The sequence below is a fragment of the Catenuloplanes sp. NPDC051500 genome (genome assembly GCF_044454585.1).
Taxonomy (GTDB): Bacteria; Actinomycetota; Actinomycetes; order Mycobacteriales; family Micromonosporaceae; genus Catenuloplanes.
Window position 1 is genome coordinate 22812 of record NZ_JBITDX010000015.1, and the last position, 25925, is coordinate 48736.

Genomic DNA, 25925 nt, shown 5'->3' on the forward strand with positions numbered 1-25925 from the left:
ACCTCATTGTCCGGATTTCTACCGTTCCCGGAGTCGTGTGTACCCGAGCTGGACGGTGGAATCAGTGCGCAAGCTTTCCAATCAGCGGCGGATGACCGTCGCGCTGGTGATGGCAGTCGCCTCTGGCGTCGGCATATCCGCGCCGGCGTCCGCAGCGTTCGCCGCGTCCGCTGACACCGGCAGCCCGGTCGAGCTGGTGGTCGGCCTCAACCCGGGCGTCTCCGCTGATGACGCGCTGGCCGGGACGAGTGGCGTGCGGGTCGTGGACGCGGACGCGGCCGACGAGGCCGGCGCGGTCGTGGTGGACGTGGCCGCCCGGCGTGCCGGGGCCGCTGCCGAGCTGCTGCGGCGCAACCCGGACGTGGCGTTCGTCGAGGAGAACCACGTCGCCGCGAAGGCGGACGTGACCCCGAACGACCCGTTCTACGCCGAGCAGTGGGGCCTGCGGAAGGTCAACCTGCCGGCCGCCTGGTCGATGACGACCGGCGCGGGAGTGACAGTCGCGGTGCTTGACACCGGCGTCAACGAGGTCAGCGATCTGGCCGGCCGGGTGCTGCCCGGGTACGACTTCATCAACGACGACGCCGACCCGGCCGACGACGAGGGCCACGGCACCGGCGTCGCAAGCGTGATCGCGGGCCGCGGCGACGACGGCAGCGGCATGGCAGGCGTCTGCTGGAACTGCCGGATCCTGCCGGTCAAGGTGCTGGACGCGGAGGGCTCCGGCGACTACCTCTCGATCGCCAAGGGCATCCGGTACGCGGCCGACCAGGGCGCGAAGCTGATCAACATGTCGCTTGCCGGCAGTGAGTCGTCCCCGCTGCTCAACAGCGCCGTGCAGTACGCCACGGACCGGGGTGCGCTGATCCTGGCCGCGGCCGGCAACGAGAACACCTCGGTCCGGCAGTACCCGGCCGCGATCCCGCAGGTCCTCTCGGTCGGCGGCGCGGACGACGCGGACGGCCGCTACGCGTGGTCCAACTACGGCACCAGCTGGGTCGACGTCGCGGCGCCGGGTTGCAACGTGGCGCAGGACTACCGCGGCCGCGGCTACGTCGACTTCTGCGGCACCTCGTCCGCGACCCCGCTGGTCGCCGGTGTGGCCGCGCTGATGCTGTCCCGGGCGCCGGCCGCAAGCGGCGCGTTCATCGGCTCGGTGCTGTCGCTGAGCTCCACCAAGCTCGGCTGGACCACGCACGGCCGGGTCAACGCGGGCCGTGCGGTCTGGGCGGTCGCCGACGCCGCGGCGCCGACTGTGGCGCTCACCGGGCCGCGTGCGGGCACGCTGCTGCACGGCACCGTGACAGTGGGCGCGAACGCATCTGACAACACCGGCGTGAGCCGCGTCGAGCTGGTCGTCAACGGCGCGGTCGTGGGCGTGGACCGGGCGGCGCCGTTCTCGTTCCGGTGGAACTCCGCCGCGTACCACGGCGTGGTGAAGGTGGCGGTTCGCGCGGTGGACTGGTCCGGGCGGGCCCAGACCGCGACCCGCGCCTACGAGGCGGACAACCGCGGGCCGGCACTGCGGGTGACCGCGCCGAAGAGCGGCTCGACTGTGAAGAAGGCGTTCACAGTCAAGGTCGCGGCGACGGACAAGCGCGGTGTGACCTCGGTGCAGTGGCTGGTCAACGGCAAGGTGGCCGGATCCGGCCCGAGCCTCACCATCAAGCCGGCGGCGTACGGGAAGAAGTTCACGGTCCGCGTCCGGGCCTACGACAAGCTCGGCAACGTCTCGCACTCGCCGACGTACACCTACAAGCGGTAGCCGTTCGATCCAGGGCCTCGGGCGCATCGGCGTCCGGGGCCCTCGGTATCTTTGCGGGCATGAGCACTCCGCGCCCGGTCCTTGTCGTCGACTTCGGGGCCCAGTACGCCCAGCTGATCGCCCGCCGGGTGCGCGAGGCGAACGTCTACTCCGAGATCGTCCCGCACTCGATGCCGGTCGCGGAGATGCTTGCGAAGAACCCGGCCGCGATCATCCTCTCCGGCGGCCCGGCCAGCGTCTACGAGCCCGGTGCGCCGCAGCTCGACGCGGGCGTGCTCGCCACTGACCTGCCGGTCTTCGGCATCTGCTACGGCTTCCAGGCGATGGCCCAGTCGCTCGGCGGCACGGTGGCCCACACCGGCTCCCGGGAGTACGGCCGTACCGCTCTGACCCCGGCCGCCGACCCGGGCGTGCTGCTCCGTGAGCTCCCGGCGGACCTCCCGGTCTGGATGAGCCACGGTGACTCGGTCGTCGAGGCCCCGGCCGGTTTCTCGGTCATCGCCTCGTCGCCGGGAGCGCCGGTCGCCGCGTTCGAGAACGTGGCGGCGCGCCGCGCGGGCGTGCAGTTCCACCCCGAGGTGCTGCACACCGAGCAGGGCCAGACCATGCTGACCCGGTTCCTCTACGACATCGCGGGCATCGAGCCGACCTGGACCTCGTCGAACATCATCGAGGAGCAGGTCGCGCTGATCAGGGCGCAGGTCGGCGACAAGCAGGTGATCTGCGGCCTCTCCGGCGGTGTGGACTCCGCGGTTGCGGCCGCGCTCGTGCACAAGGCCGTCGGCGACCAGCTGACCTGCATTTTCGTTGATCACGGGCTGCTGCGCTCCGGCGAGGCCGAGCAGGTGGAGAAGGACTACGTCGCCGCCACCGGCATCCGGCTGAAGGTGGTGGACGCGTCCGAGCGCTTCCTCGGCGCGCTTGACGGGGTCATCGACCCGGAGCAGAAGCGCAAGATCATCGGCCGCGAGTTCATCCGCGTCTTCGAGGCGGCCGCGCGCGAGGTCGACGCGGAGCGGGACGTGGAGTTCCTGGTGCAGGGCACGCTCTACCCGGACGTGGTCGAGTCCGGCGGCGGCAGCGGCACCGCGAACATCAAGTCCCACCACAACGTCGGCGGCCTGCCGGACGATCTGCAGTTCTCGCTGATCGAGCCGCTGCGCACGCTGTTCAAGGACGAGGTGCGTGCGCTCGGCTCGCAGCTCGGCCTGCCGGACGAGATGGTCCAGCGGCACCCGTTCCCGGGCCCGGGCCTGGCGATCCGGATCATCGGCGCCGTCTCCAAGGACCGGCTGGACCTGCTGCGCCAGGCCGATCTGATCGCCCGCGAGGAGCTGACCGCGGCCGGCCTGGACCGCGGCGTGTGGCAGTTCCCGGTGGTCCTGCTGGCGGACGTGCGAAGCGTGGGCGTGCAGGGCGACGGCCGCACCTACGGGCACCCGGTGGTGCTGCGGCCGGTCTCAAGCGAGGACGCGATGACCGCGGACTGGTCCCGCCTGCCGTACGACCTGATCGCCACGATCTCGAATCGGATCACGAACGAGGTCGCTGAGATCAACCGCGTTGTCCTGGACGTGACGAGCAAGCCGCCGGGCACCATCGAGTGGGAATAATTCATCCGCTGTCATTCGCCGGGCAAAATGGGCAATGTCCTCCGTGCGTGTGCTTTTGACCGATTCAACTGTCACCCATCCGACAGTGTTCACGGGCGGGTTACAAAGCGCGAGAACAATGTGACGGCGTGACACCCGCGCTCGAGCCGCTTCGCAGGATCGCGGCATACGCATTTTGCACAGATTCCGACGGCCGCGTGCTGCTGGTCCGGGCTAGCCCCCGGTCCGGCACGCCCGGCGCCTGGTCCCTACCCGGCGGCGCCGTCGACCACGGTGAGAACCCGAACGACACGGTGGTCCGCGAGACCGCCGCCGAGACCGGGCTCTCCGTCGCCGTCTCCGGACTGCACGACGTGGTCGCCGACATGCGCGCGCTGCCGCACAAGGGCATCACGCTCCACACGGACCGGCTGATCTACACCGTCACCATCCGGGGCGGCTCGCTTATCGACCGGGTCGGCCAGCCCACCGACCTGGCCCGCTGGTTCACCCGCGAGGAGGCGGCGGCGCTGCCACTTCGGCCGTTCGCCGCGACCGCGCTCGGGCTGACGTCCGCCTCCGTGGACCTGCGGCCGGACGAGGCGCCGGACTTCCCGTCGTTCTACGCCTACCCCGGGCCGGACGGGCTGCACCGCGCGCAGCGTTTCGCGGCGTACGCGGTCGCCACCGACCCGTCCGGCCGGGTCCTGCTCACCCGGATCTCGGCCAACTACCCCGGCGGTGGCTGCTGGCACCTGCCCGGCGGCGGCACCGACTACGGCGAGCAACCCGGCGCCGCGCTGCTCCGCGAGCTGGTCGAGGAGACCGGCCAGCCCGGCGAGATCGTCGAGCTGCTCGGCGTGGGCAGCCACCGGGACGCGGCCTCGCTGGGCCCGGAGGGCTACCCGATCGACTGGCACGGCGTGCGCGCGTTCTACCGCGTGCTTGTGGACCGGCCGAGCATGCCGACAATCCACGACGTCGGCGGCTCCACGGACGAGGTTCGCTGGTTCACGCTGTCCGAGATCGCGGCGCTCCCGGACTCGGAGCTGACCGAGGTCACCATCGAGGCCATGCGGGCAGCCAAACTCGGCTGATCCACATAACCTAGGTGGGGTGGAACAGCAGAGGCGGATCGCCGCATACGGCATATGTCGCGACGGGGACGGCCGGGTGCTGCTGGTCCGGTCGTCCGCCTTCTCCGACATGCCCGGCGTCTGGCAGCTACCGGGCGGCGGTCTCAAGCACGGTGAGCACCCGGAGTGGGCGGTGGTCCGCGAGTTCGCGGAGGCGACCGGGCTGTCCGTGCGTGTCACGGGCGTGGCCGCGATCCTCGCGGACATCGGCCCGCTTCCCTTCCGCGACGTCGAGCTGCACCACGATCGGGTGATCTTCGACGTGGTGATGGAGGGCGGCGATCTCCGGCACGAGGCCGGCGGTTCGACGGACCTGGTCCGCTGGGTCGATTCGGCCGAGCTGGCCACGTTGCCGCTGATGCCGTTCACCGCGCGGCTGCTTGGCGTGCCGCCGCGTCCTGAGCTGATCGAGGAGACGTTGCTGACCGTGCCGCGGGTGACGCTTCCGGAAACGGTCGCGGCGCCCCCCACCGGGCCCAGGGGGCAGCGGTTCGCGGCCTACGGTCTGGTGACGGATCCGGCCGGGCGGGTGCTGCTGACCCAGATCGCCGGGGCGTACCCGGGGGCCGGCCGCTGGCATCTGCCCGGCGGCGGCACCGACTTCGGTGAGCAGCCGGACGTCGGCTTCCTCCGCGAGCTGGTCGAAGAGGCAGGCCAGGAGGGCCGGATCACCGGTCTGTTGCGCGTCTCCCACCGGCGCAACCCGGCCGCGCGCGGCCCGGAGGGCGTTCCGATCGACTGGCACTCGGTGCGGGTCACCTATCTCGCCACCGTGGACCACCCGACGCCCGCGGTGGTGACCGAGGCGGCCGGCGGGTCAACGGCCGAGGCGCGCTGGTTCGATCTCGCGGAGGCGCGCATGCTGGCGCTCACCGACGTCGCGCTGGCCGCGCTGGACTGGCTCGCAGGTCAGAGCCGCACTCCACTCCCACGCTCTTAACGGCCGCGGGCCGTCCGGTAAACTGCGGGTCAGCGGGAGCGAGCTGGAAAACGGCAGATATACCCAAATTGGACATCGCTTCAATTCGGCTATTTCAGGCGTTAAGGGTCTCAAAGTTTAACTCCCGGCTATCGCCAGACGGCCGTGTCGTGTGCAATGGTGTAGGCCGCGTAACGGTCGATCCCCGCGGGATCACGGCCGTGCCTGCTTTACCGGCCACGACCCGAGGCCGGCGACCCCTTTTCGCTGGCCGCAGACGGCGTCCGGCGACAACACACGTCGGCCCGGGTGCACCTGGGCTGACCCTATCGACAAGCCGGCACGAACTGCACGAAGTGCCGGCGATGGAGGGACTTGTGCCGAGAGCCCCCTGGCGTCGGCGTCGTACTGCAGACAGCCCCCGCCCGGCCGGGCGCCGGTGGGCCGGGCTGCGCCGTAGCGGAACGTTCGCGCGGCAGGTGCTGCAGGTGCGTGCGGGCCTACGACGACCGAACCAGCGAGGAACCAGCCCGTTGGTCGTCTCCGACAGCCACCCGGTCTACCCGCTCCCCGAGGCGCTTCCCGCCTCGTCGGACGTACCGACCCTCGCCGAGCTCCGCTCGATCGCCGAGGCCACCCCGATCGCCGAGCCGGCCCCCGCCGACTCGTCCCTGCTCCCCGGCGCGCACACGCTGCGCCGCCGGATCTCCTTCGCGCTCGTCAACGCCTGCACGCTGAGCAGCATCTTCCTCGGCCTCAGCGCGATCTTCCTGGCCATGCGCGACGACGTGCGGGTCGCGGCGATCTGCCTGATCGCCTGCGTGATCTTCGACGGTCTCGACGGCGCGCTGGCCCGGAAGCTCGGCGTCTCCAGCCCGTTCGGCGCGCAGATGGACTCGCTTGCGGACATGTGCTCGTTCGGCCTGGCCGCGCCGATCGTGGTCTACGCCAGCCTGGCCGGCAGCGTCTCCACGCCGGCCGCGGGCGTCGCCTGTGCGCTCGTCGCGGGCTGCGCCGCCATCCGCCTGGCCCGCTTCAACGTCTCACCCAAGGACGGCCGCTTCTTCTGCGGCGTCCCGACCACCATGGCCGCGGCCGTCCTCGCCATCGCCGTGCTGATCGGCCTGCCGATCCCCGGCGAGTTCCAGGTGGCCGGGGTGGCGCTTCTCGCGATCGCGATGGTCTCCAGCTTCCCCTACGCCAAGCTCGCCCGACTGATCAAGCTCCCGCCGTGGCTTGTCGTGCTCCCGGTCCTCGGCCTGGTGGTCAACGCGCGCCTGACGTTCACCCTGATCGTGGTCGCCTACCTGCTCAGCGGCCCACTGCTCTGGCTCCGCCAGCGTCGCGCCCCCCAGCGCGCCGCCTGACCCACACCCGCGGACAACAAACCGGGCGCCCCCGTGAGGGAGCGCCCGGTTTCTGTTTTCGGCCGGGATCAGAGCCAGCGGGCGATGACGCTGGCGCCGCCGGAGACGCGGTCACCGACGCCGACCTGCGGCTCGACCTCGGAGGCCGGCAGGTAGACATCGGTGCGGGAGCCGAAGCGGATCAGGCCGAAACGCTCGCCGCGGGCCAGCACGGCGCCCACCGGCGCGCGCTGCACGATGCGGCGGGCGATGAGACCGGTGCGCTGGGCGACCACGACCGTGCCGCGCTCGGTGTCGAGCACCGTGTAGGCCGCGACGTTGTGCTCCGCCTCCGGCTTCATGGCGGCGGCGAAACCACCGTCCGTGACGAAGTAGTCGGCGACGCGCCCGGCAACAGGCGTGCGGTTGATGTGCACGTCAAGGATCGACAGGAAGACCGCGATGCGCAGGAACTCGGTGTCGCCGAACCGGTCGTCGCGGATCCGCTCGACGGAGAGAACCTTGCCGTCGGCCGCGGCGACGATCGCGGACGCGTCCTCCGGGACGTCCCGCTCGGGGTCACGGAAGAACGCGGCGGCCGGGGCGGCGGCCAGCGCGGGCAGCCACCACAGCTTCGACTTCGGCCGGGTGACGCGGGCGAGCGCGGCCAGCCCGAGCGCGATGCCGCCGGCCGCGACGCCGTTCGAGTCGAGGTGCATGGTCCGGGTCACCGGCACGCTTGACGGGCGGTAGGCCGGTGCCAGCCGGGCCGCGAGCGCCGGGGACGCGGGCGTGAACCGGAGCCGGTGCACGCGCAGCGGCGGGCGGTTGCGCAGCACCAGGTCGGTGCCGGCACCGAAGAGCGCGGACTGGCGGTCCAGCTCCGCACCCGCCTCGCCGGCCAGGCCGGGGAGCGCGACGGCCGCGACGCTGAGCACGCCGCCGTCCGCGAGCAGCTTGGTGAGCCCGTCGATGACCGCACGGGTCGCGACCGCGCCGCCGGTGAGCGGCTCAGCGACGATCACGATGTCGGCCGGGTCGGCCTCCTCGGGCGAGCCGGCGATCGTCACGCGGTCGGCGATCCAGGCGCCCTGCGCCTCGACGTGGTCGCGCAGATCAAGAACGGAAGAGCTCTCCGCGGGTACGAGCGTGAGCCGATCGCCCGGGAGGAGCGCGTCGAACGCGGCGGGCAGCACGGCCGAGCCGGCGTCCGCTCCGACCACCAACGCGGTCTTCGGCCCGGAGTGACGGGCCAGTTCGGCGGTGAGGGTGCGGGCGGCACGCTCTCCGACCTCGACGGACGCTGGGGACTGGGTCATGCGCGTGTGCTCCTAGCAGTGGACGACGCCGGCGGCCGGAGGGAAACCCTCCGGCCGCCAAGCATATTGCGCGGGTACGCCGTACGCGCTATCGCCGTTCGCCGTCACCCTCGGTGCGGATCTCCTTCGTCTGCGTCCCGTCGATGACCTCGGTCCGGTCCGGATCCGGGCGCCGATCGTCGCCGTCCGCCGGGGTGAGGTTCTTGGTGGCGTCCGCCTGGTCGAGGTGCCCGGTCGCGTCCGCCGGGGTGAGGTTCTCGGTGGCGTCCGCCTGGTCGAGGTGCCTGGTGGGGTCCGCCGGGGCCGGATGCTCCGCGTCGTCCGCGGGATGCGGGTGATCCGCGGCGTCCGCCGGGTCCGGGTCCGATACGGTCAGGTAGTCGGTCGCGTAGGGCGAGGCCGGCTCCGCCGACCGGATCGGCGTGAATGCCGCGGTCGGCGCCGGCGGCTCCTCCAGCCGGGTCTGGTCGATCCCCACCGGCGTCCCGGCCCGGGCCGAGCTCTCGGTCCCGCCCGAGGTGCGCTGGTTCTCCATCAGCTCCCGCACGATGTCCGCGTGCAGCCCGGCCGGCACTCCGCCGGCCGCGATCGGTGCGCCGCTGGTCGGGGCCGGCACCGCGCCCCGGCCGGAGCGGAACGCGCCGATCAGGCCGAATACGCCGAAGACGATCAGCGCGATCGCGACCATCCAGCCGACCGCGGGCAGCGCGAGCGTGACGAACTGGGCGAGCACCCACCAGACCACGATGAACAGGAAGACGGTGCCGAAGCTGAGCGAGACGCCGTCCGTGCGGTGTGTCTTCATCGGGTGACCTCCACGTCGCCGGCGCCGTTCGTGATCGTCAGCGCGAGTTTCCCGCCGCCCGGGCCGTCGGTGCCGAAGTCCTCGACCCGGTTGGTCCGGCCGACGCCGTCCGTCTCGTTGCCGAGCAGGTCGGCGGAGCCGGCGCCCAGTTCGAGGTCGATGACGACGTCCACGGTCGGGGGCAGCACGATCGAGAGCTCGCCGGCGCCCTGCTCGATGTGCAGCGCCCGGTCCTGGCCGGTGAAGTCGAGCGTGCTCAGGTCGAACGTGGTGTCGCCGAACCCGGCGCTGTAGCGCGTGGGCAGCTCACCGAGCGTTCTCGGCGCCACGACGGACGGCAGCGGGTGGTTGTCGTCGAAGCCGTCGGACGTGGCGGCCACGGAGACGCCGAGCCCGAGCGCCACGGCCAGGCCGGGCGCGATCAGGCCGCGGCCGCGGCCCCACCGGGTGCCGATCAGCATCGCGAGGCCGATGATTGTCAGCGCGACCGCGAAGTACATGGATGCGGCCGGGTTGGCGATGTTGCTCAGGTCGATGATCGCCAGCACGCCGATCGCCATCAGGATCACCGAGAACGTGGCGCCGAACAGTGGCGAGCGCTCCTTCGGCGGCTTCGGCGGCCGCTGGCGGGCCGGCGGCGGGGGCGGCGGGTTCATCGCGGTGTAAGGGCTCCGGTACGGCCCGTGCGGCGCGAACGGCGGCCGGTACCCACCGGTGGGCGGAGCCTGCCAGGGCGGCGGCGCAGCGGGCGCGTAGCCGGGCTGCTGGGGCGGGTGCTGATCGTTCGGTGGCACGGGTGGCACTCCTGGAGCTGGTTCGGGTGCGGCGGGCGGCGGCGTGGGTTGCGGAGGCGGCGGGGCCGCGGAGCCCGGCGTGGGGATCCGGCCCCGGTTGACGATCAGCGCGCCCACCACCGCGGCGCAGGAGACCAGCAGCATCGCCCGCCACGTGTCGGACATGATGTAGGCGAACGTCACGAGCGCGAGGATCGTCAGGCCGGCGACAGTGATCGGTGAGGTGCTCGACTGGCCCTTGCCGAGCACGTTCTCAAGCGGGGAGCCGGTCTCGCCCTCGGCCGGGATGATCAGCCAGGCGGCCAGGTAGATGAGCAGGCCGGTGCCGCCAAAGACCGCGAGGACGGCGAGCAGCACCCGCCAGAGCACGGGGTCGGTGTTGGTGGCCCGGCCGATGCCGGCGCAGACCCCGGCGACGTACCGGCCGGTCTGGGGCCGGACGAGCCCGAACAGTCGCGGCCCGGCGCCGGCGGTGAAGCCCTCGGAGCCCGGCGGCGGGGCGGCGGCCGGGTCGTGCTGCGTGTTCATGCTTTCGATACTCGCCCCTGGGGCGGCCCGGCTGCCTCAGGCACGAACCCTGACGGCACCCTGAGTTTGGCGCACCCTGTTTGTCCGGGTGGTAACCCGTGGCCGGCGCGCCGCACGCATGTGACGATCGATGCGGAGAGAAGCACGCGCGTACGAAGCCTGGGAGCCGACGATCGATACCGCCAGAGAGTACCGCCGCCTGTACCGGGCACGCGATCACCGCGTGGTCGCCGGTGTGGCGTCCGGCCTGGCCCGGCACCTGCGGGTGTCGCCGCTTGCCGTGCGGGCGACCTTCGTGATCCTGCTCGGCTTCAACGGCCTGGGCCTGATGCTCTACGCCGGCTTCTGGGCGGTGCTGCCCTACGAGCCGAACGGTGAGCCGAAGCGGCGGGACGTGTCGCAGCTGGTCCCGTTCATCGCGATCGGGCTCGGCCTGATCCTGCTGCAGGTGCTTGTGCTCGGCCGGAACGCGAGCGTGACAAGCACGGCCGGCTGGCTGGTCGCGATCGTGGCGGTCGGCGCCGGCATCATCTGGCACGAGTCGACGCCGGAGCGGCGCCGTCAGTGGACCGAGGCGCTGCCGAGTTTCCCCTGGCTGGGCACGTTCCTTGAGGAGAGCGACAGGCGGCTGTTCCTGTTCCGGTTCATCGGCGGCGGCCTGCTGGTCGCGGTCGGCGTGATCGGCATGGTCGCGGTCTACGCCCCGGCGGAGAACAGCGAAGCGGTGATCAACGGCGTGATGTTCGCCGGGCTCGGTCTGGCCGGCGTCGCGGTGGTCGCGGCGCCGGTGCTGTGGCGGACCGTAAGTCAGCTGCGCGCGGAGCGGGAGGGCCGGATCCGGGAGACGGAGCGGGCCGAGCTGGCCGCCATGGTGCACGACCAGGTGCTTCACACGCTGGCGCTGATCCAGCGCAACGCGGACGACGTGAAGGCGGTGCAGCGGCTGGCCCGGGGCCAGGAGCGCAGCCTGCGGAACTGGCTCTACAAGCCGACGGCGTCGCCGACCGAGCGTTTCGCGGCCGCGCTTGAGGAGGCGGCGGCCGAGGTCGAGGACACGTACGCGATAGCGGTCGAGGTCGTGGTTGTCGGCGACCGGGAGACGGACGAGCGCGTCGGCGCGCTGGTGATGGCCACCCGCGAGGCGCTTGTGAACGCGGCCCGGCACGCCGGGGTGGCGAGCGTGTCGCTCTACGCGGAGGTCGAGCCGGAGCAGCTGAGCGTCTTCGTCCGGGACCGGGGCGCGGGCTTCGACATCGACACGGTCGAGGACCTGCGGCACGGCGTGCGCGGCTCGATCCTGGGCCGGATGAGCAGGCACGGCGGCCGCGCGGAGATCCGCAGCGAGATCGGTGACGGCACCGAGGTCAGACTGTTCCTGCCGATGGAGCGGGACGCGGTGACCTCCGGTAAGGCAGCGCCAGCGGGTAAGGAAAGGTGACAGGCATGAGTCTCAGAGTCTTCCTCGTCGACGACCACGCGATGTTCCGGGCCGGTGTCCGTGCCGAGTTGGGCGCCCACGTGGACGTGGTGGGCGAGGCAAGCACAGTGGCGGAGGCGGTGAGCCGGATCGCGGCGACCGACCCGGACGTGGTGCTGCTCGACGTGCACATGCCGGACGGCGGCGGCCGCGCGGTGCTTGAGGCGATGCGCAAGTCGCATCCGCAGGTCCGGTTCCTGGCACTCTCCGTGTCGGATGCGGCGGAGGACGTGATCGGCCTGATCCGGGCCGGCGCGCGCGGCTACGTCACGAAGACGATCTCGCCGGACGAGTTGGCCGCCGCGATCAAGCGGGTGGCCGAGGGTGACGCGGTGTTCAGCCCGCGGCTGGCCGGCTTCGTGCTCGACGCGTTCGCGGCCCGCCCGGACGCGCCGGTGGCCGATCCGGAGCTCGACCAGCTCACCAACCGTGAGCGCGAGGTGCTGCGGCTGCTGGCCCGGGGGTACGCGTACAAGGAGATCGCCAAGGAGCTGTTCATCTCGATCAAGACAGTCGAGACCCATGTGTCGAACGTGCTGCGCAAGCTCCAGATGAGCAACAGGTACGAGCTGTCCCGCTGGGCTGCCGACCGACGCCTCGTCTAGCGCTCCGAATCCGGTTCGTCCGGAAAAATCCCTTGCATGTCTACATTGGATTTTGTTAATCAGGGAGTTACACCGGGCGCGGGGAACATCACAGCCGCAACCTGCGGAAACGGCGACGGTGTGCAGGCGATGCGATGAAAGACCTGATCAGATGGGACGGCTTACGGCACGAAACATGCAGGTAACAGGCCATTCCGTCCCACCTGGCAAGTATCGGCTTGATAACAGCATCTTCATTGCGCAGCCATGCGGTGTCACAGTGTTCCTCACCTCACATACCCCTCGTGAGTGCCCTGAGGAGGCTCTTCCCATGCGCGGGAAAACCGCAATAAAGATCTCGGCCGGCTTGGCCGCGACCGCCCTGCTCGTCACCGCTTGTGGTGGCGGCGGCGACGATGAGCCGACGAGCTCCAGCGCTGTTGTTTCGGTCGAGGTCGCGGAGCCGCAGTACCTGCTCCCCTCCAACACGAACGAGACCAGTGGCTCGCAGGTGCTCGCCGCCCTGTTCTCCCCGCTCGTGGACTACGACGCCGACAACAAGCCGGTCGAGGTGGCCGCGGAGTCCATCTCGACGACGGACAACATCACCTGGACCATCAAGCTGAAGAACGGCTACACCTTCCACAACGGTGAGAAGGTCACGTCGGACAGCTACATCAACGCGTGGAACTACGGCTCGTACGGCCCGAACGCGCAGAACAACTCCTACTTCTGGGAGAAGGTCGAGGGCTGGTCCGACCTGCAGTCTGAGGACCCGGACGGCAAGGACGGCCCGCAGAAGGCCCCCGACCCCAAGGCCAAGACGCTGACCGGCCTGGCGAAGGTGGACGACCTGACCTTCACGGTCAAGCTGTCCGCGGCGTTCTCCGAGTTCAAGACGATGCTCGGCTACACCGCGTTCTACCCGCTGCCGGCCGCCGCGTTCGCCTCCGAGGGTGTCATCAAGGAGGGCTTCGAAGACGCGATCATCGGCAACGGCCCCTTCAAGATGAAGGGCACGTGGCAGCACGACGCGCAGATCGAGGTCGAGGCCTACCCGGACTTCCCGGGCACCAAGCCCAAGGTCGGCGGCGTTCTCTTCCGCGTGTACCAGGCGCTGCCGGCGGCCTACGCCGACCTGCAGTCCGACAACCTGGACGTGCTCAAGACCATCCCGACGGAGAGCATCACCTCCGCCGAGTCGGACCTGGGCGACCGGTTCAAGAAGAGCCCGGCCTCCACGTTCCAGTTCGTCGCGTTCCCGACGTACCAGGCCGAGTTCAGCAAGCCTGAGGTCCGGCGCGCCATCTCGCAGGCGATCAACCGCGACGAGATCATCACCAGCGTCTTCAAGGGTTCGCAGTCCGCTGCCCGCTCGTTCGTCTCCCCGGTCGTGGCCGGCTTCCGTGACGACACCTGCGGTGAGTACTGCACGTTCGACGCCGCCAAGGCGAAGACCGAGTACGCCGCGGCCGGTGGCCCGGCGAAGATCACCATCACCTACAACGGTGACGGTGGCCACAAGGACTGGGTCGACGCGACCTGCAACCAGCTCAAGACGAACCTGGGCATCGAGTGCACCGGCGTCGCCGAGCCGAAGTTCGCCGACCTGCTGACCAAGCTGGACCAGAAGCAGCCGATCGGCATGTTCCGCATGGGCTGGGTCATGGACTACCCGTCCATGGAGAACTACCTGGGCCCGATCTACACGACTGACGGCTCGTCGAACTACTACGGCTACTCGAACCCGCAGTTCGACCAGCTGGTGAAGGACGGCGTCTCGGCCGCCACGCCGGAGGCCGCGATCGCGAAGTACCAGGCCGCCGAGGACCTGCTGGTGAAGGACATGCCGGTTGTTCCGCTCCGGTTCGGCCAGAACGTCTTCGGTCACTCCACCAAGGTGAAGAACGTCGAGATGGACCTCTTCAACCGCGTGGACCTCACCAAGATCGAAGCTGCCTGAGTCAACACCGCGTCATGACGGGGGTGGCGTCATGGGTCCAATCGGATCCGTGGCGCCACCGCCGTGTCACGCAGTCGCTGCTCACGAGGCAGTTTGCACCGCGATGAATCGCGGAGAAGGCCTGAGACATGCTTCGTTATATTCTCCGGCGCCTACTTCAGGGCGTGCTCACGTTCTTCGGAGCCACGTTCGTCGTCTACGCGCTCATGTTCGCCAACCAAGACAACCCGTTGCAGGCGCTCGCGGGTGAGCGGCCCATCTCGGAGAACGTCCGACAGGCCCTGACCGAGCGGTACCACCTCGACGAGCCGTTCATCGTGCAGTACGGCTACTACATGCGTGGCCTGTTCCAGGGCGACTTCGGCACCTCGCTGACCGGCCGCCCGATCTCCGAGATGCTTGAGCGCGCCTGGCCCGTCACGGCGCAGCTCGCGCTCATGGCCGTCGTGTTCGCCGCCCTGATCGGCGTCGTCGCCGGCGTCGTGGCCGGCATCCGCCGTGGCAGCATCTTCGACAGCACCACGCTTGTGATCACGCTGGTGCTGATCTCGATTCCGATCGTGGTCCTCGCGCCGGTCCTGCAGCTGTTCCTCGGCGTGGAGTTCAGCCTGTTCCCGCCGACCGCGGGCGCTGATCCGTCGTTCTACGCGCTGATGCTGCCCGCGATCGTGCTTGGTGCCGGCTCGCTTGCCACCTACTCCCGGCTGACGCGGACGTCGGTGGTGGAGAACCTTCGGGCGGACTACGTGCGTACCGCGAAGGCCAAGGGTTTGACCCGGAACCGGGTGATCGGTGTGCACGTGCTGCGCAACTCGCTGATCCCGGTGGTTACCTACATCGGTGTCGACCTGGGTGGCCTGATGGCCGGCGCGATCGTGACCGAGGGCGTCTTCAACGTCCCGGGCGTGGGTTCGTCCCTGTTCCGGGGGATCACCACCGAGGACGGGCCGCTTGTCGTCGGCTTCGTGAGCGTGCTGGTGATCATCTTCATCCTGGCCAACCTGATCGTCGACCTGCTCTACGCGGTCCTCGACCCGAGGATCCGGTATGAGTAGGCAGACCGCAGGACACGGACGGGGAGAAGACCGGAGCGAGGCGAAGTGTCATGAGTGATCTGCAGTCGATTGCCGCGACGGAGGTGCCGAGCGGCACTCCCGTCAAGGGCGCCGGAGGCGAGAAGGCCCGCAGCCTGGGCCAGGACGCCTGGCGGGATCTGCGGCGCAACTGGGTGTTCTGGTTCGCGTCCGCGATCGCGCTGATCGTCATCCTGATGGCGGCGTTCCCGTCGCTGTTCACCCCGAATGATCCTGCGGACTGTTCGCTGTCGCGTCAGCACGCCGGTGGCACCGGCTGGGCGCTGTTCGGGTTCGACTTCCAGGGCTGTGACATCTACGCCCGGACGGTCTACGGTGCGCGTGCCTCGATCTGGGTGGGTGTGCTGTCCACGGCGCTGGCGTCCTCGATCGGGTTGATCTTCGGCCTGACGTCGGGGTTCTTCGGCGGCTGGCTGGACGCGGTCCTGTCCCGGATCACCGACATCGTGCTCGGCATCCCGCTGCTGCTCGCCGCGATCGTGCTCGGCAAGCGTCTGGCCTCGGGGAACACCGGCGGCTCGTCCGGCCTGATGGCCGTGGTCGTGGTGCTCGGCATTCTGGGCTGGACGACCGCGGCGCGCGTGATGCGCTCGTCGGTCATCTCGGCGAAGAGTCAGGACTACGTGGCCGCCGCGCGGATGCTGGGCGCGAACAACGTGCGGATCATGTTCCGGCACATTCTGCCGAACGCGATCGCGCCGTTCATCGTCGTGTTGACGATCGCGCTTGGGCAGTTCATCGCGACCGAGGCGACGCTGTCGTTCCTGGGCATCGGCCTGAAGGGGAACGCGGTCTCGTGGGGCATCGACATCTCCACCGCGTCGAAGCATTATCGCGAGTCCGCTCCGCCGCTGGTCGCGCCGTCGATGTTTTTGGCGATGACCGTGCTGGCGTTCATCATGCTCGGCGACGCCATCCGCGACGCCTTCGACCCGAAGCTGCGGTGAGCGACGACAATGACTGACATCAAGGTTAAGAACGAGTTCCTGCCGATCGACCCCGCGGCCCCGCTCCTCGAGGTGAAAGACCTCAAGGTCGAGTTCCGTACCGCGAACGGCGTCGCCAAGGCGGTCAACGGCGCGAACTTCCGGCTGGCCGAGGGCGAGACGCTCGCCATCCTTGGCGAGTCCGGCTGCGGCAAGTCCGTCACCGCGCAGGCGATCATGGGCATCCTTGACACGCCGCCCGGGTACGTCACCGGCGGCGAGGTCCGCTACCGCGGCGTCGACCTGCTCACGCTCAAGGAGGAGCAGCGCCGCCAGGTCCGGGCCAACCGGATCGCGATGGTCTTCCAGGACGCGCTTTCCGCGCTGAACCCGGTCTTCACAGTCGGTTTCCAGCTCAGCGAGCTGTTCCGCAAGCACCGGGGCATGTCCCGCGCGGACTCGAAGAAGCGCGCGATCGAGCTGCTGGACCAGGTGAAGATCCCGGCGGCGCGGCAGCGCGTCAACGAGTACCCGCACCAGTTCTCCGGCGGCATGCGGCAGCGCGTCATGATCGCCATGGCGCTGGCGCTCGACCCCGAGGTCCTGATCGCGGACGAGCCCACCACCGCGCTCGACGTGACGGTGCAGGCGCAGATCATGAACCTGCTCGCCGAGGTCCAGCGCGAGCGGAACATGGGCCTGATCCTGATCACGCACGACATGGGCGTGGTCGCGGACGTGGCGGACCGGATCTCGGTCATGTACGCGGGCCGGGTCGTCGAGGAGGCGCCGGTCTACGACATCTACGCCCGGCCGGCGCACCCGTACACGAAGGCGCTGCTCGAATCGATCCCCCGGGTCGACCTCAAGGGCCAGCAGCTCAGCGTGATCAAGGGCCTTCCGCCCACGCTGACGAACATCCCGCCGGGCTGCCCGTTCGCCCCCCGCTGCAGGTACGCGCGGGACGTCTGCCGGCAGGACCCGGTGCCCCCGGCGTACCAGGTCACCCACAACCGCACCGCCCGGTGCCACTTCTGGAAGGAGGTCGTCGGCGTTGAGTGACATCGTGCTGCAGACGCAGGGCCTGAAGAAGCACTTCCCGATCACCCGGGGCATCGTCTTCCAGTCGAAGGTCGGCGCGGTGCAGGCGGTCGACGGCGTCGACCTGGAGCTCAAGCGCGGCGAGACGCTCGGCATCGTTGGCGAGTCAGGTTGTGGCAAGTCCACGCTTGCCCGCCTGCTGGTCGGGCTGGAGACGCCGACGGCCGGCTCGATCAACGTGCGCGGTCAGGACATGACCAAGCTCAAGGGCGGCGAGCTGCGCCGGGCCCGCCGCAACATCCAGATGGTGCTGCAGGACCCGTACACGTCGCTGAACCCGCGCATGACCGTCGGCGACATCATCGGCGAGCCGTTCGAGATCCACACGGACGTGGTGCCGAAGGGCGACCGCAAGGCCCGGGTGCGTGACCTGCTCGACCTGGTCGGCCTCAACCCCGACCACATCAACAGGTACCCGCACCAATTCTCCGGCGGCCAGCGTCAGCGCATCGGCATCGCCCGCGCGCTCGCGCTCAAGCCGGAGATCATCGTCTGCGACGAGCCGGTGTCGGCGCTCGACGTGTCCATCCAGGCCCAGGTGATCAACCTGCTGGAAGGGCTGCAGTCGGAGCTCGGACTGTCCTACATCTTCATCGCGCACGACCTGTCAGTGGTCCGGCACATCGCCGACCGCGTCTCGGTCATGTACCTCGGCCGGGTCGTCGAGACCGGCCGTGACCTGGAGATCTACGAGCAGCCGACGCACCCGTACACCCAGGCGCTGCTCTCGGCAGTGCCGGTGCCGGACCCGACGCTGCGCGGTCACCGCGACCAGATCGTGCTCGAGGGCGACGTCCCCTCACCGGCCAACCCGCCGTCGGGCTGCCGCTTCCGCACCCGCTGCTGGAAGGCACAGCAGAAGTGCGCGGATGAGGACCCGATGCTGACGCTCCGCCCGAAGTCGGGCCACCCGAGCGCCTGCCACTTCGCCGAGGTCCGCGACGTGGTCCACGCGGTGGATTGAGTTTTTGGTTGTCGCTTCCGCTCCTAAGGGCTCGACGCCACAGCCGAGGAAAGCCGGCGTCAGGCAGACGAAAGCGTGTCTGTCTGACGCCGGCTTTTCGGTCGTCCGCGCCTCACGACGTGGTCAAGTGTCGCCGGGCTCGGGGAGACTGCCACGAGCATCAGGCCTTCGGGATGTAGAGACAGATCACTTCCGCTGCGCGGTTTTTAGAAGCAGATCTTTTCCCGCTCACGGGGTGGTCCGGCCCGCACGCTCCCGCGGGCACCGGGCGGCCGCGGGCGGCCTTCCTTCCGGTTGCGCCGTGGCCGGGAGAAGGACCAGCCGTAGTTTTCGTCCTTGCCACGGCGGAACCGGCTCCGAGCGACGTGCGGAGCGCCAGCGGAGCCCGACGCGAGGTTGGCCCGCGGGAGCATGCGGGCCGCACCACGGCGTGAGCGGGAAAAGGAAGACCCGGGACTCTCCGCAGCCCTCTGCGGGATCCGGAACCGACGGGTGGGCCTGCGGAGGGACTTACAGCGGGCCGCGGCCGGCTCGGAGGATGAGCAGGGCGAGCTGGTTGCCGTCCGGGCCGAGCGCGTCGCGGAACTTCTCCATGATCTCGCGTTCGCGGCTGAGGACCAGGCGGGTGCCGCCGGAGGCCATCCGGGTCACGCCGACCTGCTGGGAGAGCGCCGCCCGCTCCTTCCAGAGCGCGATGAACGCTTCGTCGATCTCGTTGATCCGCGTTCGGATCGCCAGGATCTCGGCCGATGCCGTCGCCTCCGCGGTGCCGGTGTCCTGCGCGGGACCGCTCGCGTCCTGAGGCTGCTCCACTACCGTGGCCATCTCTCTGTCTCCTGATCGTGCGTGGTCGGTCCCCGGGACACGAAAAAGCCCCGGGCTGCCGAGCCCGGGGCTTCTCGTAGGTCTGCGTTCAGGCGTGACCCACGGCTGCCGGACTGGCGGAGCCGTAGCCATAAAATCGCGCCTGTGGGAACACGTCGTCGAGTATGCCCACGCACGGCGAGCCCGCGCAAGCATTTGCCCATCTACCGGACATGACCCGACAGTGTGTCCCGCTCAGACCGGTCATGATCAGCCCAGCCGGGTGATCCGGCCGGCGGTCCCGGGCGCCACCGGGCTGTTCGCCCCGAGGTACGTCACAAGCGCGTCGACGTCGAAGCCGGGCGCGGTGGTGCGGTCCGCGCCGAGCGTCAGGTTGGTGAAGCCGTCGCCGCCGTTGGCCAGGAAGTCGTTCGTCGTCACCCGGTAGGTGGCGGCCGGGTCGATCGGCACGCCGTTGAGCGCGAGCGCGCTCACCCGGCTGCCGGCCGCGGCCGTCGAGGTGAAGCTGTAGGTCAGGCCGGCCGACACCTGCAGCACGCGCTGCGAGGTCTGCCCGCCGAACCCGACGAACTGCTGCTCCAGCACGTCCTTCAGCTGCGCGCCGGTGAACGTCTGGGTCACCACCAGGTTGTTGAACGGCTGCACGGTGAACGCCTCGCCGTAGGTGATCTGGCCGGGCGCCTCACCACCGGTCTGCGAGTCGTAGGGGAGTGCGGCGCGGATACCACCCGGGTTCATCAGCGCGATCTGCGCCCCGTTGGCCTGGGTGTACGCCAACTGCGCGTCAGCGATCACGTCGCCGAGCGGGCTCTCCTGGTTCGCACCCACGTCACGGCTGATCGTGGCGGTGATCGAGCCGACCACCCGGTTCGCGATCGGGGCGACCGCGGCGCGGTACTTGTCCGCGATCCGCTTGGCGGCCGGGTCGACAAGCGCGGGGTTGCGCACCGGCGCGCCGGCCGGGTCGGTCTGCCAGGTGCCGTCCGCGTTCTTGATGCCGTTCTCCACGATCACGTTGCGCGCGACGATCTCGGCGAACCGGCCGGTCCGCTTGTCCAGCGAGTAGTCGATGTCCGTGATCAGCGTGCCGTTGCTGCCGGCGCTTGTCACCACGGTCTGGGCGCCGCCCGAGTTCGGCAGCGCGCAGGTGTAGTAGCGGTGGGTGTGACCGGAGACGACGAGACCGAACTCCGGGCGCAGGCCCTTGACGATGTCGACGACCGGGCCGGAGAAGTTCGCACAGTCGGAGAGCACGGGCGTGGCCGGCGGCGAGTTCTGCTGACCACCCTCGTGCAGCAGCAGGACCAGCGACTTCACGCCGAACGCGCGGAGCAGGCCACCCCACTTGTTAGCCGTCTCGACCTCGTCGAGGAAGGAGACGTCCTTGATGCCGGCCGGGTTGACGATGCCGGGCGTGCCCTCAAGCGTCATGCCGACGAAGCCGACCGGTACGCCGTCGACCAGCCGCACCTCGACCGGCGGCAGGATCGGCAGGCCGGACTTCTTGTAGACAGTGTTCGCGGCCAGGTATGTGAAGCGCGCGCCGGCGAACCCGTCGCCGTCCTGGCAGCCGTCGACCGGGTGGCAGCCACCGCGGTTGAGGCGGATCAGCTCACTGACCCCCTCGTCGAACTCGTGGTTGCCGACCGAGCTGATGTCAAGCCCGACCTCATCCATCAGCTCGATCGTCGGCTCGTCGTGGAACGCGGCGCTGACCAGCGGCGACGCACCGATTAGGTCACCCGCGCCGACAGTGATGCTGCGGCCGCGACCCTCCGCCTTCGCCTCGGCGCGGAGCTTCTTGAGCGAGGTCGCCAGGTATTCGACGCCGCCGGCCGGGACGCCGGTGATCAGCCCGCTGCTGCCGGTCGGCGGGTCGATGGCGCCGTGGAAGTCGTTGTAGCTGAGGAAGCTGCCCTTGACGGTCTTACCGCCGCCGTTGTTGTAGGTCACACTCACCGGGGTCAGCGCGCCGGGACTGCCGGCGGGTGCGCTCGAGGGAACCAGAGCTATGGCAACGGCCAGCGCCGCAGCCGGCGTGGCCAGCGTGCGCAGCACCGGCCAGAGGCGCTTGCGAGATCCATCCATGCAGACATGCTTGAGCATCTACATTCACCCCGCCAGTGGTTCAACGTGTCGTCTTGGCATCGGCGAGGTTGCCTGTCATACACAGGGCCTAGACTTGCCCGCGATGCAATCGCTCTTTGACATCCCACCGGTCCAGCCCACGCCGCCGACCCGGCCCGCGCCGCCACGGCGTGACCCGGAGGCGCTGCTCAACGGGCTCAACGGCCCCCAGCGCGATGCGGTCACGCACGCCGGCGGGCCGCTCCTCATCGTGGCCGGCGCCGGGTCGGGCAAGACCCGGGTGCTGACCAACCGCATCGCATATCTGCTGGGCATGCGCGACGTGCATCCCGGCGAGATCATGGCGATCACGTTCACCAACAAGGCCGCCGGCGAGATGAAGGAACGCGTCGCCGCGCTTGTCGGCAACCGCGCGCGGATGATGTGGGTCTCGACGTTCCACTCCGCGTGCGTGCGCATCCTGCGCGCCGAGCACGAGCACGCGGGGCTGAAGTCGACGTTCTCCATCTACGACGCTGACGACTCGCGCCGCCTGATGGCAATGGTCGCCCGCGAGCTCGATCTCGATCCGAAGCGCTACCCGCCGCGCGGCCTCGCCACCCAGGTGTCGAACCTGAAGAACGAGCTGACCGACCCGGAGGACTTCGCCGCCAAGGCCTCCGGGCCGAACGAGCGGGCGCTCGCCGAGGCGTACCAGCTGTATCAGCGCCGGCTGAAGGAGGCGCACGCGCTCGACTTCGACGACCTGATCATGGCGACCGTGCACCTGTTCCAGTCGCATCCGCTTGTCGCGGAGTCGTACCGGCGTCGCTTCCGGCATGTGCTCGTCGACGAGTACCAGGACACCAACCACGCGCAGTACACGCTGATCCGGGAGCTGGTCGGCAACGGCGTGCCCGAGGCCGGGCTGCCGCCGGCCGAGTTGTGCGTGGTCGGCGACGCGGACCAGTCGATCTACGCGTTCCGTGGCGCGACCATCCGCAACATCCTGGAGTTCGAGCGCGACTATCCGGACGCGCGGACCATCCTGCTCGAGCAGAACTACAGGTCCACCCAGACCATCCTCAACGCGGCGAACGCGGTGATCGACCGCAACACGTCCCGCAAGCCCAAGCGCCTCTGGAGCGACCAGGGCGACGGCGAGCAGATCGTCGGCTACGTCGCTGACACCGAGCACGCCGAGGCCGACTTCGTGGCCCGGGAGATAGACCGGCTCGGCGACAACGGCCTCGCCAGGCCGGGCGAGGTGGCGGTCTTCTACCGCACCAACGCGCAGTCCCGGGTGTTCGAGGAGGTGTTCATCCGCGTCGGCCTGCCCTACAAGGTCGTCGGCGGGGTGCGCTTCTACGAGCGCAAGGAGGTGCGCGACGCGCTGGGCTACCTGCGCGCCGTGGCCAACGACGACGACACCGTAAGCATCCGCCGCGTGCTTAACACGCCGAAACGCGGCATCGGCGAGCGTGCCGAGGCGTGCGTGGAGGCGCTTGCCAACCGCGAGCGCATCTCATTCGGCGCCGCGCTGCGCCGCGCGTCCGAGGCGCCGGGCATCTCCGCCCGCGCGGTGAACAGCATCAACGAGTTCGTGACGCTCCTCGCTGACGCACGCGAGCTGGCCGCCACCGCACCCCCGGAAGACGTACTGGAACTGCTGATCTCCCGCAGCGGCTACCTGCACGGCCTGGAGGAAAGCATCGACCCGCAGGACGCGGGCCGGGTGGAGAACCTTCAAGAACTGGTAAGCGTCGCCCGGGAGTACACCGAGAAGGCCGAGGTGCTGGCCGAGGACGGCGGGCCGGGCGCGTCAGTGGCCGGCTTCCTGGAGCAGGTCGCGCTGGTCGCCGACGCGGACCAGATCCCCGAGGGCGCTGACGAGGACCACCAGGGCGTGGTCACGCTGATGACACTTCACACGGCGAAGGGGCTGGAGTTCCCGGTCGTCTTCCTCACCGGCATGGAGGAGGGTGTGTTCCCGCACATGCGGGCCATGTCCGACACCAAGGAGCTGGAAGAAGAGCGCCGGCTCGCCTACGTCGGCATCACCCGGGCCCGCCAGCGGCTCTACCTGTCCCGCGCGGTCACCCGCTCGGCTTGGGGCTCGCCGCAGTACAACCCGGCCTCGCGGTTCACCGACGAGCTGCCGCCCGAGCTGGTCCGCTGGGAACGCACCGAAGGCTCCTACACGACGTGGTCCGGCTCGGCCGGCGGCGTCGGCGGACGAGCCGCCTCCAGGAACTCAAACTTCGTCGGGGGTACGACGAAGGCGCAGCAGATCGCCGGCCGGCTCGGCATCGACGCCAGCAAGCTCGCGACCGCCAGCGACCTGCGCGCTCAGGCGCCGTCCGTGTCGGCAGGCGACCGGGTCAACCACCAGCGCTACGGGCTGGGCCGGGTGCTGGCCGTGGAGGGGCAGGGCGCGGGGGCACGGGCACAGATCGACTTCGGCGACCAGAAGGTGTGGCTGGTACTCCGCCACGCCCCCCTGGAAAAGATGTAGTTGTGCTTCTGGGTTGTGCTTCTGGTCGTCGCTTCGCTCCTCCGGGCTCGACGCCACGGCCTGCGGACGGCGGTGTCAGGCAGACGAAGAGCGTGTCTGACTGACACCGACGTTCCTCGGTCGTCCGCGCTCTGCTTCTGGTCGTCGCTTCGCTCCTCCGGGCTCGACGCCACGGCCTGCGGACGGCGGTGTCAGGCAGACGAAGAGCGTGTCTGACTGACACCGACGTTCCTCGGTCGTCCGCGCCTCACGTGGGCGGTACAGAAACGCGACGGTCCGGAGAAACTGCAGACTAAAAGCAGGCGGGTCGAGTAAGCGGGTGTGTCTGACTGACACCGATGTTCCGCGGGCGTCCGCACCTCACACGACGTGCTGGCGTAGCGGGGGGCGAGGAGCTGCCAGAAGCGCGCTCGGGGTGGGGCCGCCGGTGTGTGCCTGAGGGTGTTGTTTGAGGCGGGAATATCAGGGGTGCGGAAAACGCCCTCCCCGAGGTGGTGGGGGAGGGCGTTTTTGGGTGGGTCAGTTGGTGACGGCGCCGTAGACGGCCTGCTGCTCTATCTCGAGCTGGATGTCGACGCCGCGGTCACGCAGGAAGGTGATCGGGTCGAGCGGCTCGCCGTCGATGTGGATCTCCAGGTGCAGGTGCGAGCCGTACGAGTGGCCGGTGTCGCCGACCAGCCCGAGCGTCTGGCCGGCCTCGATCTGCTGGCCGACCTTCACCATGAGCTGCGAGGAGTGGCCGTATATCGTCTCGGTGCCGTCGCCGTGGTCGACGATGACCGCGTAGCCGTAGCCGCCGTACCACCCGGCGAGCGTGACAGTGCCGCCGTGCACCGCCTTGTACTCGGTGCCCTCCTTGGCGGCGAGGTCGATGCCCGCATGGACCTTGCCCCAGCGGACGCCGTACGGCGCGCTGAACTCGTATCCGTGCAGCGGGAGCCGCCAGGCGTCCGGGGACGAGCTGAGCGAGGTGGCCAGGCCCTCCTCGGCGGACTCGGTGCGCTCGCTGTCACGCGTGGAGCGCTCGGCGCTCTCTTCGCGCTCGGCGAGGTCCTCCGCGGCGGCGGACGCGGTGTCGAGCGAGTTCTTCAGGGCGGAGGGGTCGACGCCTTTGGCGTCATCCATCGCGGCACCCGCGCCCAGGGCCACGACACCGGCGCCGACGAGCGCGGTGGTGATGACCGCTGCATAGCGGCTGCCCGGAACCGTGGGTACGCGGCGTCGACCGCGATAACGGTCAGGCTCGGATGAAAGCCGTTGACGCACGTACACCCTCCGATATCTGTTCCCCCGCGGCCGGTTCGCGCTACTGAATGTGGCGTGATGACCATCGGTGAACACTGGCTGGTTTAGGTGGCCGGTCCGGGGTATCCCGGTTGACAACCGTTGGACACGGTAGCCAAGCACCGGGCCGGTCACAAGTTCTGCGGCCGATTTGCTGACAGGGTGTGCGATGTCATGGCGAGAAATGCCGGATTTCGTCACCATTTGCACCCCCATTCGTTAGTAGCGCAGCGTAATTTTAGGTAATACTTTGCGTGATGTGAGCGACGCTACTCAGGTCGTCCTTGCGGTTGTTCTCAGACCGGCTATTGTTCCTCACCCCTTTGGGGCTGCACGATCGTTAAGGTAGCTCTGAGAGCATGTCCCGTCGCTGAAGATAGAGGTGCGGCAGCTGTGGAACCGCGAATTCGGGTCGTCGTCGCCAAGCCCGGCCTGGACGGGCATGACCGCGGGGCGAAGGTGGTGGCCAGGGCGCTGCGCGACGCGGGCATGGAGGTCGTCTACACCGGCCTGCACCAGACCCCGGAGCAGATCGTCGAGACCGCCATTCAGGAGGACGCTGACGCGGTCGGCCTGTCAGTGCTTTCCGGCGCCCACATGACGCTCTTCAAGCGCGTGGTCGAGCTGCTGGCCGAGCGCGGCGTGGACGATCTCGTGGTGTTCGGCGGCGGCATCATCCCGGAGGCTGACATTCCGGAGCTGAGCCGACTCGGGGTGGCGAAGATTTTCGGCCCCGGCGCCACCATGCAGTCCATCGTCGAGTGGGTACGGGAGAACGTCGGCGCCACTGCTACGGGATTCCCGGCGGGCAATAAATAAAAGAAATAGGGAGAGGCCGGACGCACCCCTCACACGTCCGGCCCCTCTATGCGCGATGCCCCGCCGCCACCCCTCGACCGACAGGGCATCGGCCGCTTTCTC

20 protein-coding genes are annotated in these 25925 nt (G+C 69.5%); 14 read left to right on the forward strand and 6 right to left on the reverse strand.

Annotation, left to right across the window (positions count from 1 at the left end):
• Positions 1-64 precede the first annotated feature (64 nt).
• The 5 genes from ACIA8K_RS26975 to ACIA8K_RS26995 all read left to right on the forward strand — a co-directional run bounded on the left by ACIA8K_RS26975 (position 65) and on the right by ACIA8K_RS26995 (position 6779).
• Positions 65-1765, forward strand: coding sequence for a S8 family serine peptidase (locus ACIA8K_RS26975; RefSeq protein ID WP_396063994.1), 1701 nt, complete (start codon positions 65-67; stop codon positions 1763-1765).
• A gap of 59 nt (positions 1766-1824) precedes the next feature.
• Positions 1825-3378 (forward strand): glutamine-hydrolyzing GMP synthase, encoded by a 1554-nt coding sequence (gene guaA, locus ACIA8K_RS26980; protein WP_396063996.1) that lies wholly within the window; start codon positions 1825-1827, stop codon positions 3376-3378.
• Positions 3379-3506: 128 nt separating this feature from the next.
• Positions 3507-4454: an NUDIX domain-containing protein gene (locus ACIA8K_RS26985; RefSeq protein ID WP_396063998.1), complete on the forward strand. Its 948-nt coding sequence runs from the start codon at positions 3507-3509 to the stop codon at positions 4452-4454.
• A gap of 19 nt (positions 4455-4473) precedes the next feature.
• Positions 4474-5433 (forward strand): NUDIX domain-containing protein, encoded by a 960-nt coding sequence (locus tag ACIA8K_RS26990; RefSeq protein WP_396064000.1) that lies wholly within the window; start codon positions 4474-4476, stop codon positions 5431-5433.
• A 428-nt stretch (positions 5434-5861) separates the two neighbouring features.
• Positions 5862-6779 carry a CDP-alcohol phosphatidyltransferase family protein gene (locus ACIA8K_RS26995; RefSeq protein WP_396064309.1) on the forward strand — a complete coding sequence of 306 codons (918 nt, stop codon included), beginning with the start codon at positions 5862-5864 and terminating at the stop codon, positions 6777-6779.
• Between the two features lie 68 nt (positions 6780-6847).
• On the opposite strand, the gene ACIA8K_RS27000 is transcribed toward ACIA8K_RS26995, so the two are convergent.
• The 3 genes from ACIA8K_RS27000 to ACIA8K_RS27010 form a co-directional block, all read right to left on the reverse strand.
• Complete coding sequence (locus ACIA8K_RS27000; RefSeq protein WP_396064002.1) at positions 6848-8077, reverse strand: phosphatidylserine decarboxylase; 1230 nt, start codon at positions 8075-8077, stop codon at positions 6848-6850.
• Positions 8078-8165: 88 nt separating this feature from the next.
• Positions 8166-8882 carry a hypothetical protein gene (locus tag ACIA8K_RS27005; protein WP_396064004.1) on the reverse strand — a complete coding sequence of 239 codons (717 nt, stop codon included), beginning with the start codon at positions 8880-8882 and terminating at the stop codon, positions 8166-8168.
• The gene (locus ACIA8K_RS27010) at positions 8879-10204 is read right to left on the reverse strand and encodes a PspC domain-containing protein (RefSeq protein ID WP_396064006.1); all 1326 of its coding nucleotides are present in this window, start codon (positions 10202-10204) and stop codon (positions 8879-8881) included. The genes ACIA8K_RS27005 and ACIA8K_RS27010 overlap by 4 nt, the downstream gene beginning before the upstream one ends.
• A gap of 130 nt (positions 10205-10334) precedes the next feature.
• Between ACIA8K_RS27010 and ACIA8K_RS27015 the strand changes: the two genes are divergently transcribed.
• The 7 genes from ACIA8K_RS27015 (at position 10335) to ACIA8K_RS27045 (ending at position 18313) form a co-directional block, all read left to right on the forward strand.
• Complete coding sequence (locus tag ACIA8K_RS27015) at positions 10335-11642, forward strand: PspC domain-containing protein (protein WP_396064008.1); 1308 nt, start codon at positions 10335-10337, stop codon at positions 11640-11642.
• 5 nt (positions 11643-11647) lie between these two features.
• Entirely contained in the window at positions 11648-12286 is a 639-nt protein-coding gene (locus ACIA8K_RS27020; RefSeq protein WP_396064010.1) for a response regulator, read from the forward strand.
• Positions 12287-12596: 310 nt separating this feature from the next.
• The gene (locus ACIA8K_RS27025) at positions 12597-14228 is read left to right on the forward strand and encodes an ABC transporter substrate-binding protein (RefSeq protein ID WP_396064012.1); all 1632 of its coding nucleotides are present in this window, start codon (positions 12597-12599) and stop codon (positions 14226-14228) included.
• A gap of 128 nt (positions 14229-14356) precedes the next feature.
• Complete coding sequence (locus tag ACIA8K_RS27030; protein ID WP_396064014.1) at positions 14357-15283, forward strand: ABC transporter permease; 927 nt, start codon at positions 14357-14359, stop codon at positions 15281-15283.
• Between the two features lie 50 nt (positions 15284-15333).
• A complete protein-coding gene (locus ACIA8K_RS27035) occupies positions 15334-16269 on the forward strand; it encodes an ABC transporter permease (protein ID WP_396064016.1) in 936 nt (311 codons plus the stop codon).
• A gap of 9 nt (positions 16270-16278) precedes the next feature.
• Positions 16279-17310, forward strand: a complete 1032-nt coding sequence (locus ACIA8K_RS27040) for an ABC transporter ATP-binding protein (RefSeq protein ID WP_396064018.1) — start codon at positions 16279-16281, stop codon at positions 17308-17310.
• A complete protein-coding gene (locus tag ACIA8K_RS27045; protein WP_396064020.1) occupies positions 17303-18313 on the forward strand; it encodes an ABC transporter ATP-binding protein in 1011 nt (336 codons plus the stop codon). The genes ACIA8K_RS27040 and ACIA8K_RS27045 overlap by 8 nt, the downstream gene beginning before the upstream one ends.
• Before the next feature lie 510 nt (positions 18314-18823).
• Here the strand turns inward: ACIA8K_RS27045 and ACIA8K_RS27050 are convergent.
• Together ACIA8K_RS27050 and ACIA8K_RS27055 are read right to left on the reverse strand one after the other, a co-directional pair.
• Entirely contained in the window at positions 18824-19138 is a 315-nt protein-coding gene (locus ACIA8K_RS27050; RefSeq protein WP_396064022.1) for a chorismate mutase, read from the reverse strand.
• Between the two features lie 249 nt (positions 19139-19387).
• Positions 19388-21226: a bifunctional metallophosphatase/5'-nucleotidase gene (locus ACIA8K_RS27055; protein WP_396064025.1), complete on the reverse strand. Its 1839-nt coding sequence runs from the start codon at positions 21224-21226 to the stop codon at positions 19388-19390.
• 103 nt (positions 21227-21329) lie between these two features.
• On the opposite strand from ACIA8K_RS27055, the gene pcrA reads away from it, so the two are divergent.
• Positions 21330-23720, forward strand: a complete 2391-nt coding sequence (gene pcrA, locus ACIA8K_RS27060; protein WP_396064027.1) for a DNA helicase PcrA — start codon at positions 21330-21332, stop codon at positions 23718-23720.
• A 519-nt stretch (positions 23721-24239) separates the two neighbouring features.
• Here the strand turns inward: pcrA and ACIA8K_RS27065 are convergent.
• Entirely contained in the window at positions 24240-24986 is a 747-nt protein-coding gene (locus ACIA8K_RS27065) for a M23 family metallopeptidase (RefSeq protein ID WP_396064029.1), read from the reverse strand.
• Between the two features lie 411 nt (positions 24987-25397).
• Here ACIA8K_RS27065 and ACIA8K_RS27070 point away from each other — a divergent pair, with 411 nt between their 5' ends.
• On the forward strand, positions 25398-25823 hold the full coding sequence (locus ACIA8K_RS27070) for a cobalamin B12-binding domain-containing protein (RefSeq protein WP_396064031.1): 426 nt from the start codon (positions 25398-25400) through the stop codon (positions 25821-25823).
• Positions 25824-25925: the final 102 nt, after the last annotated feature.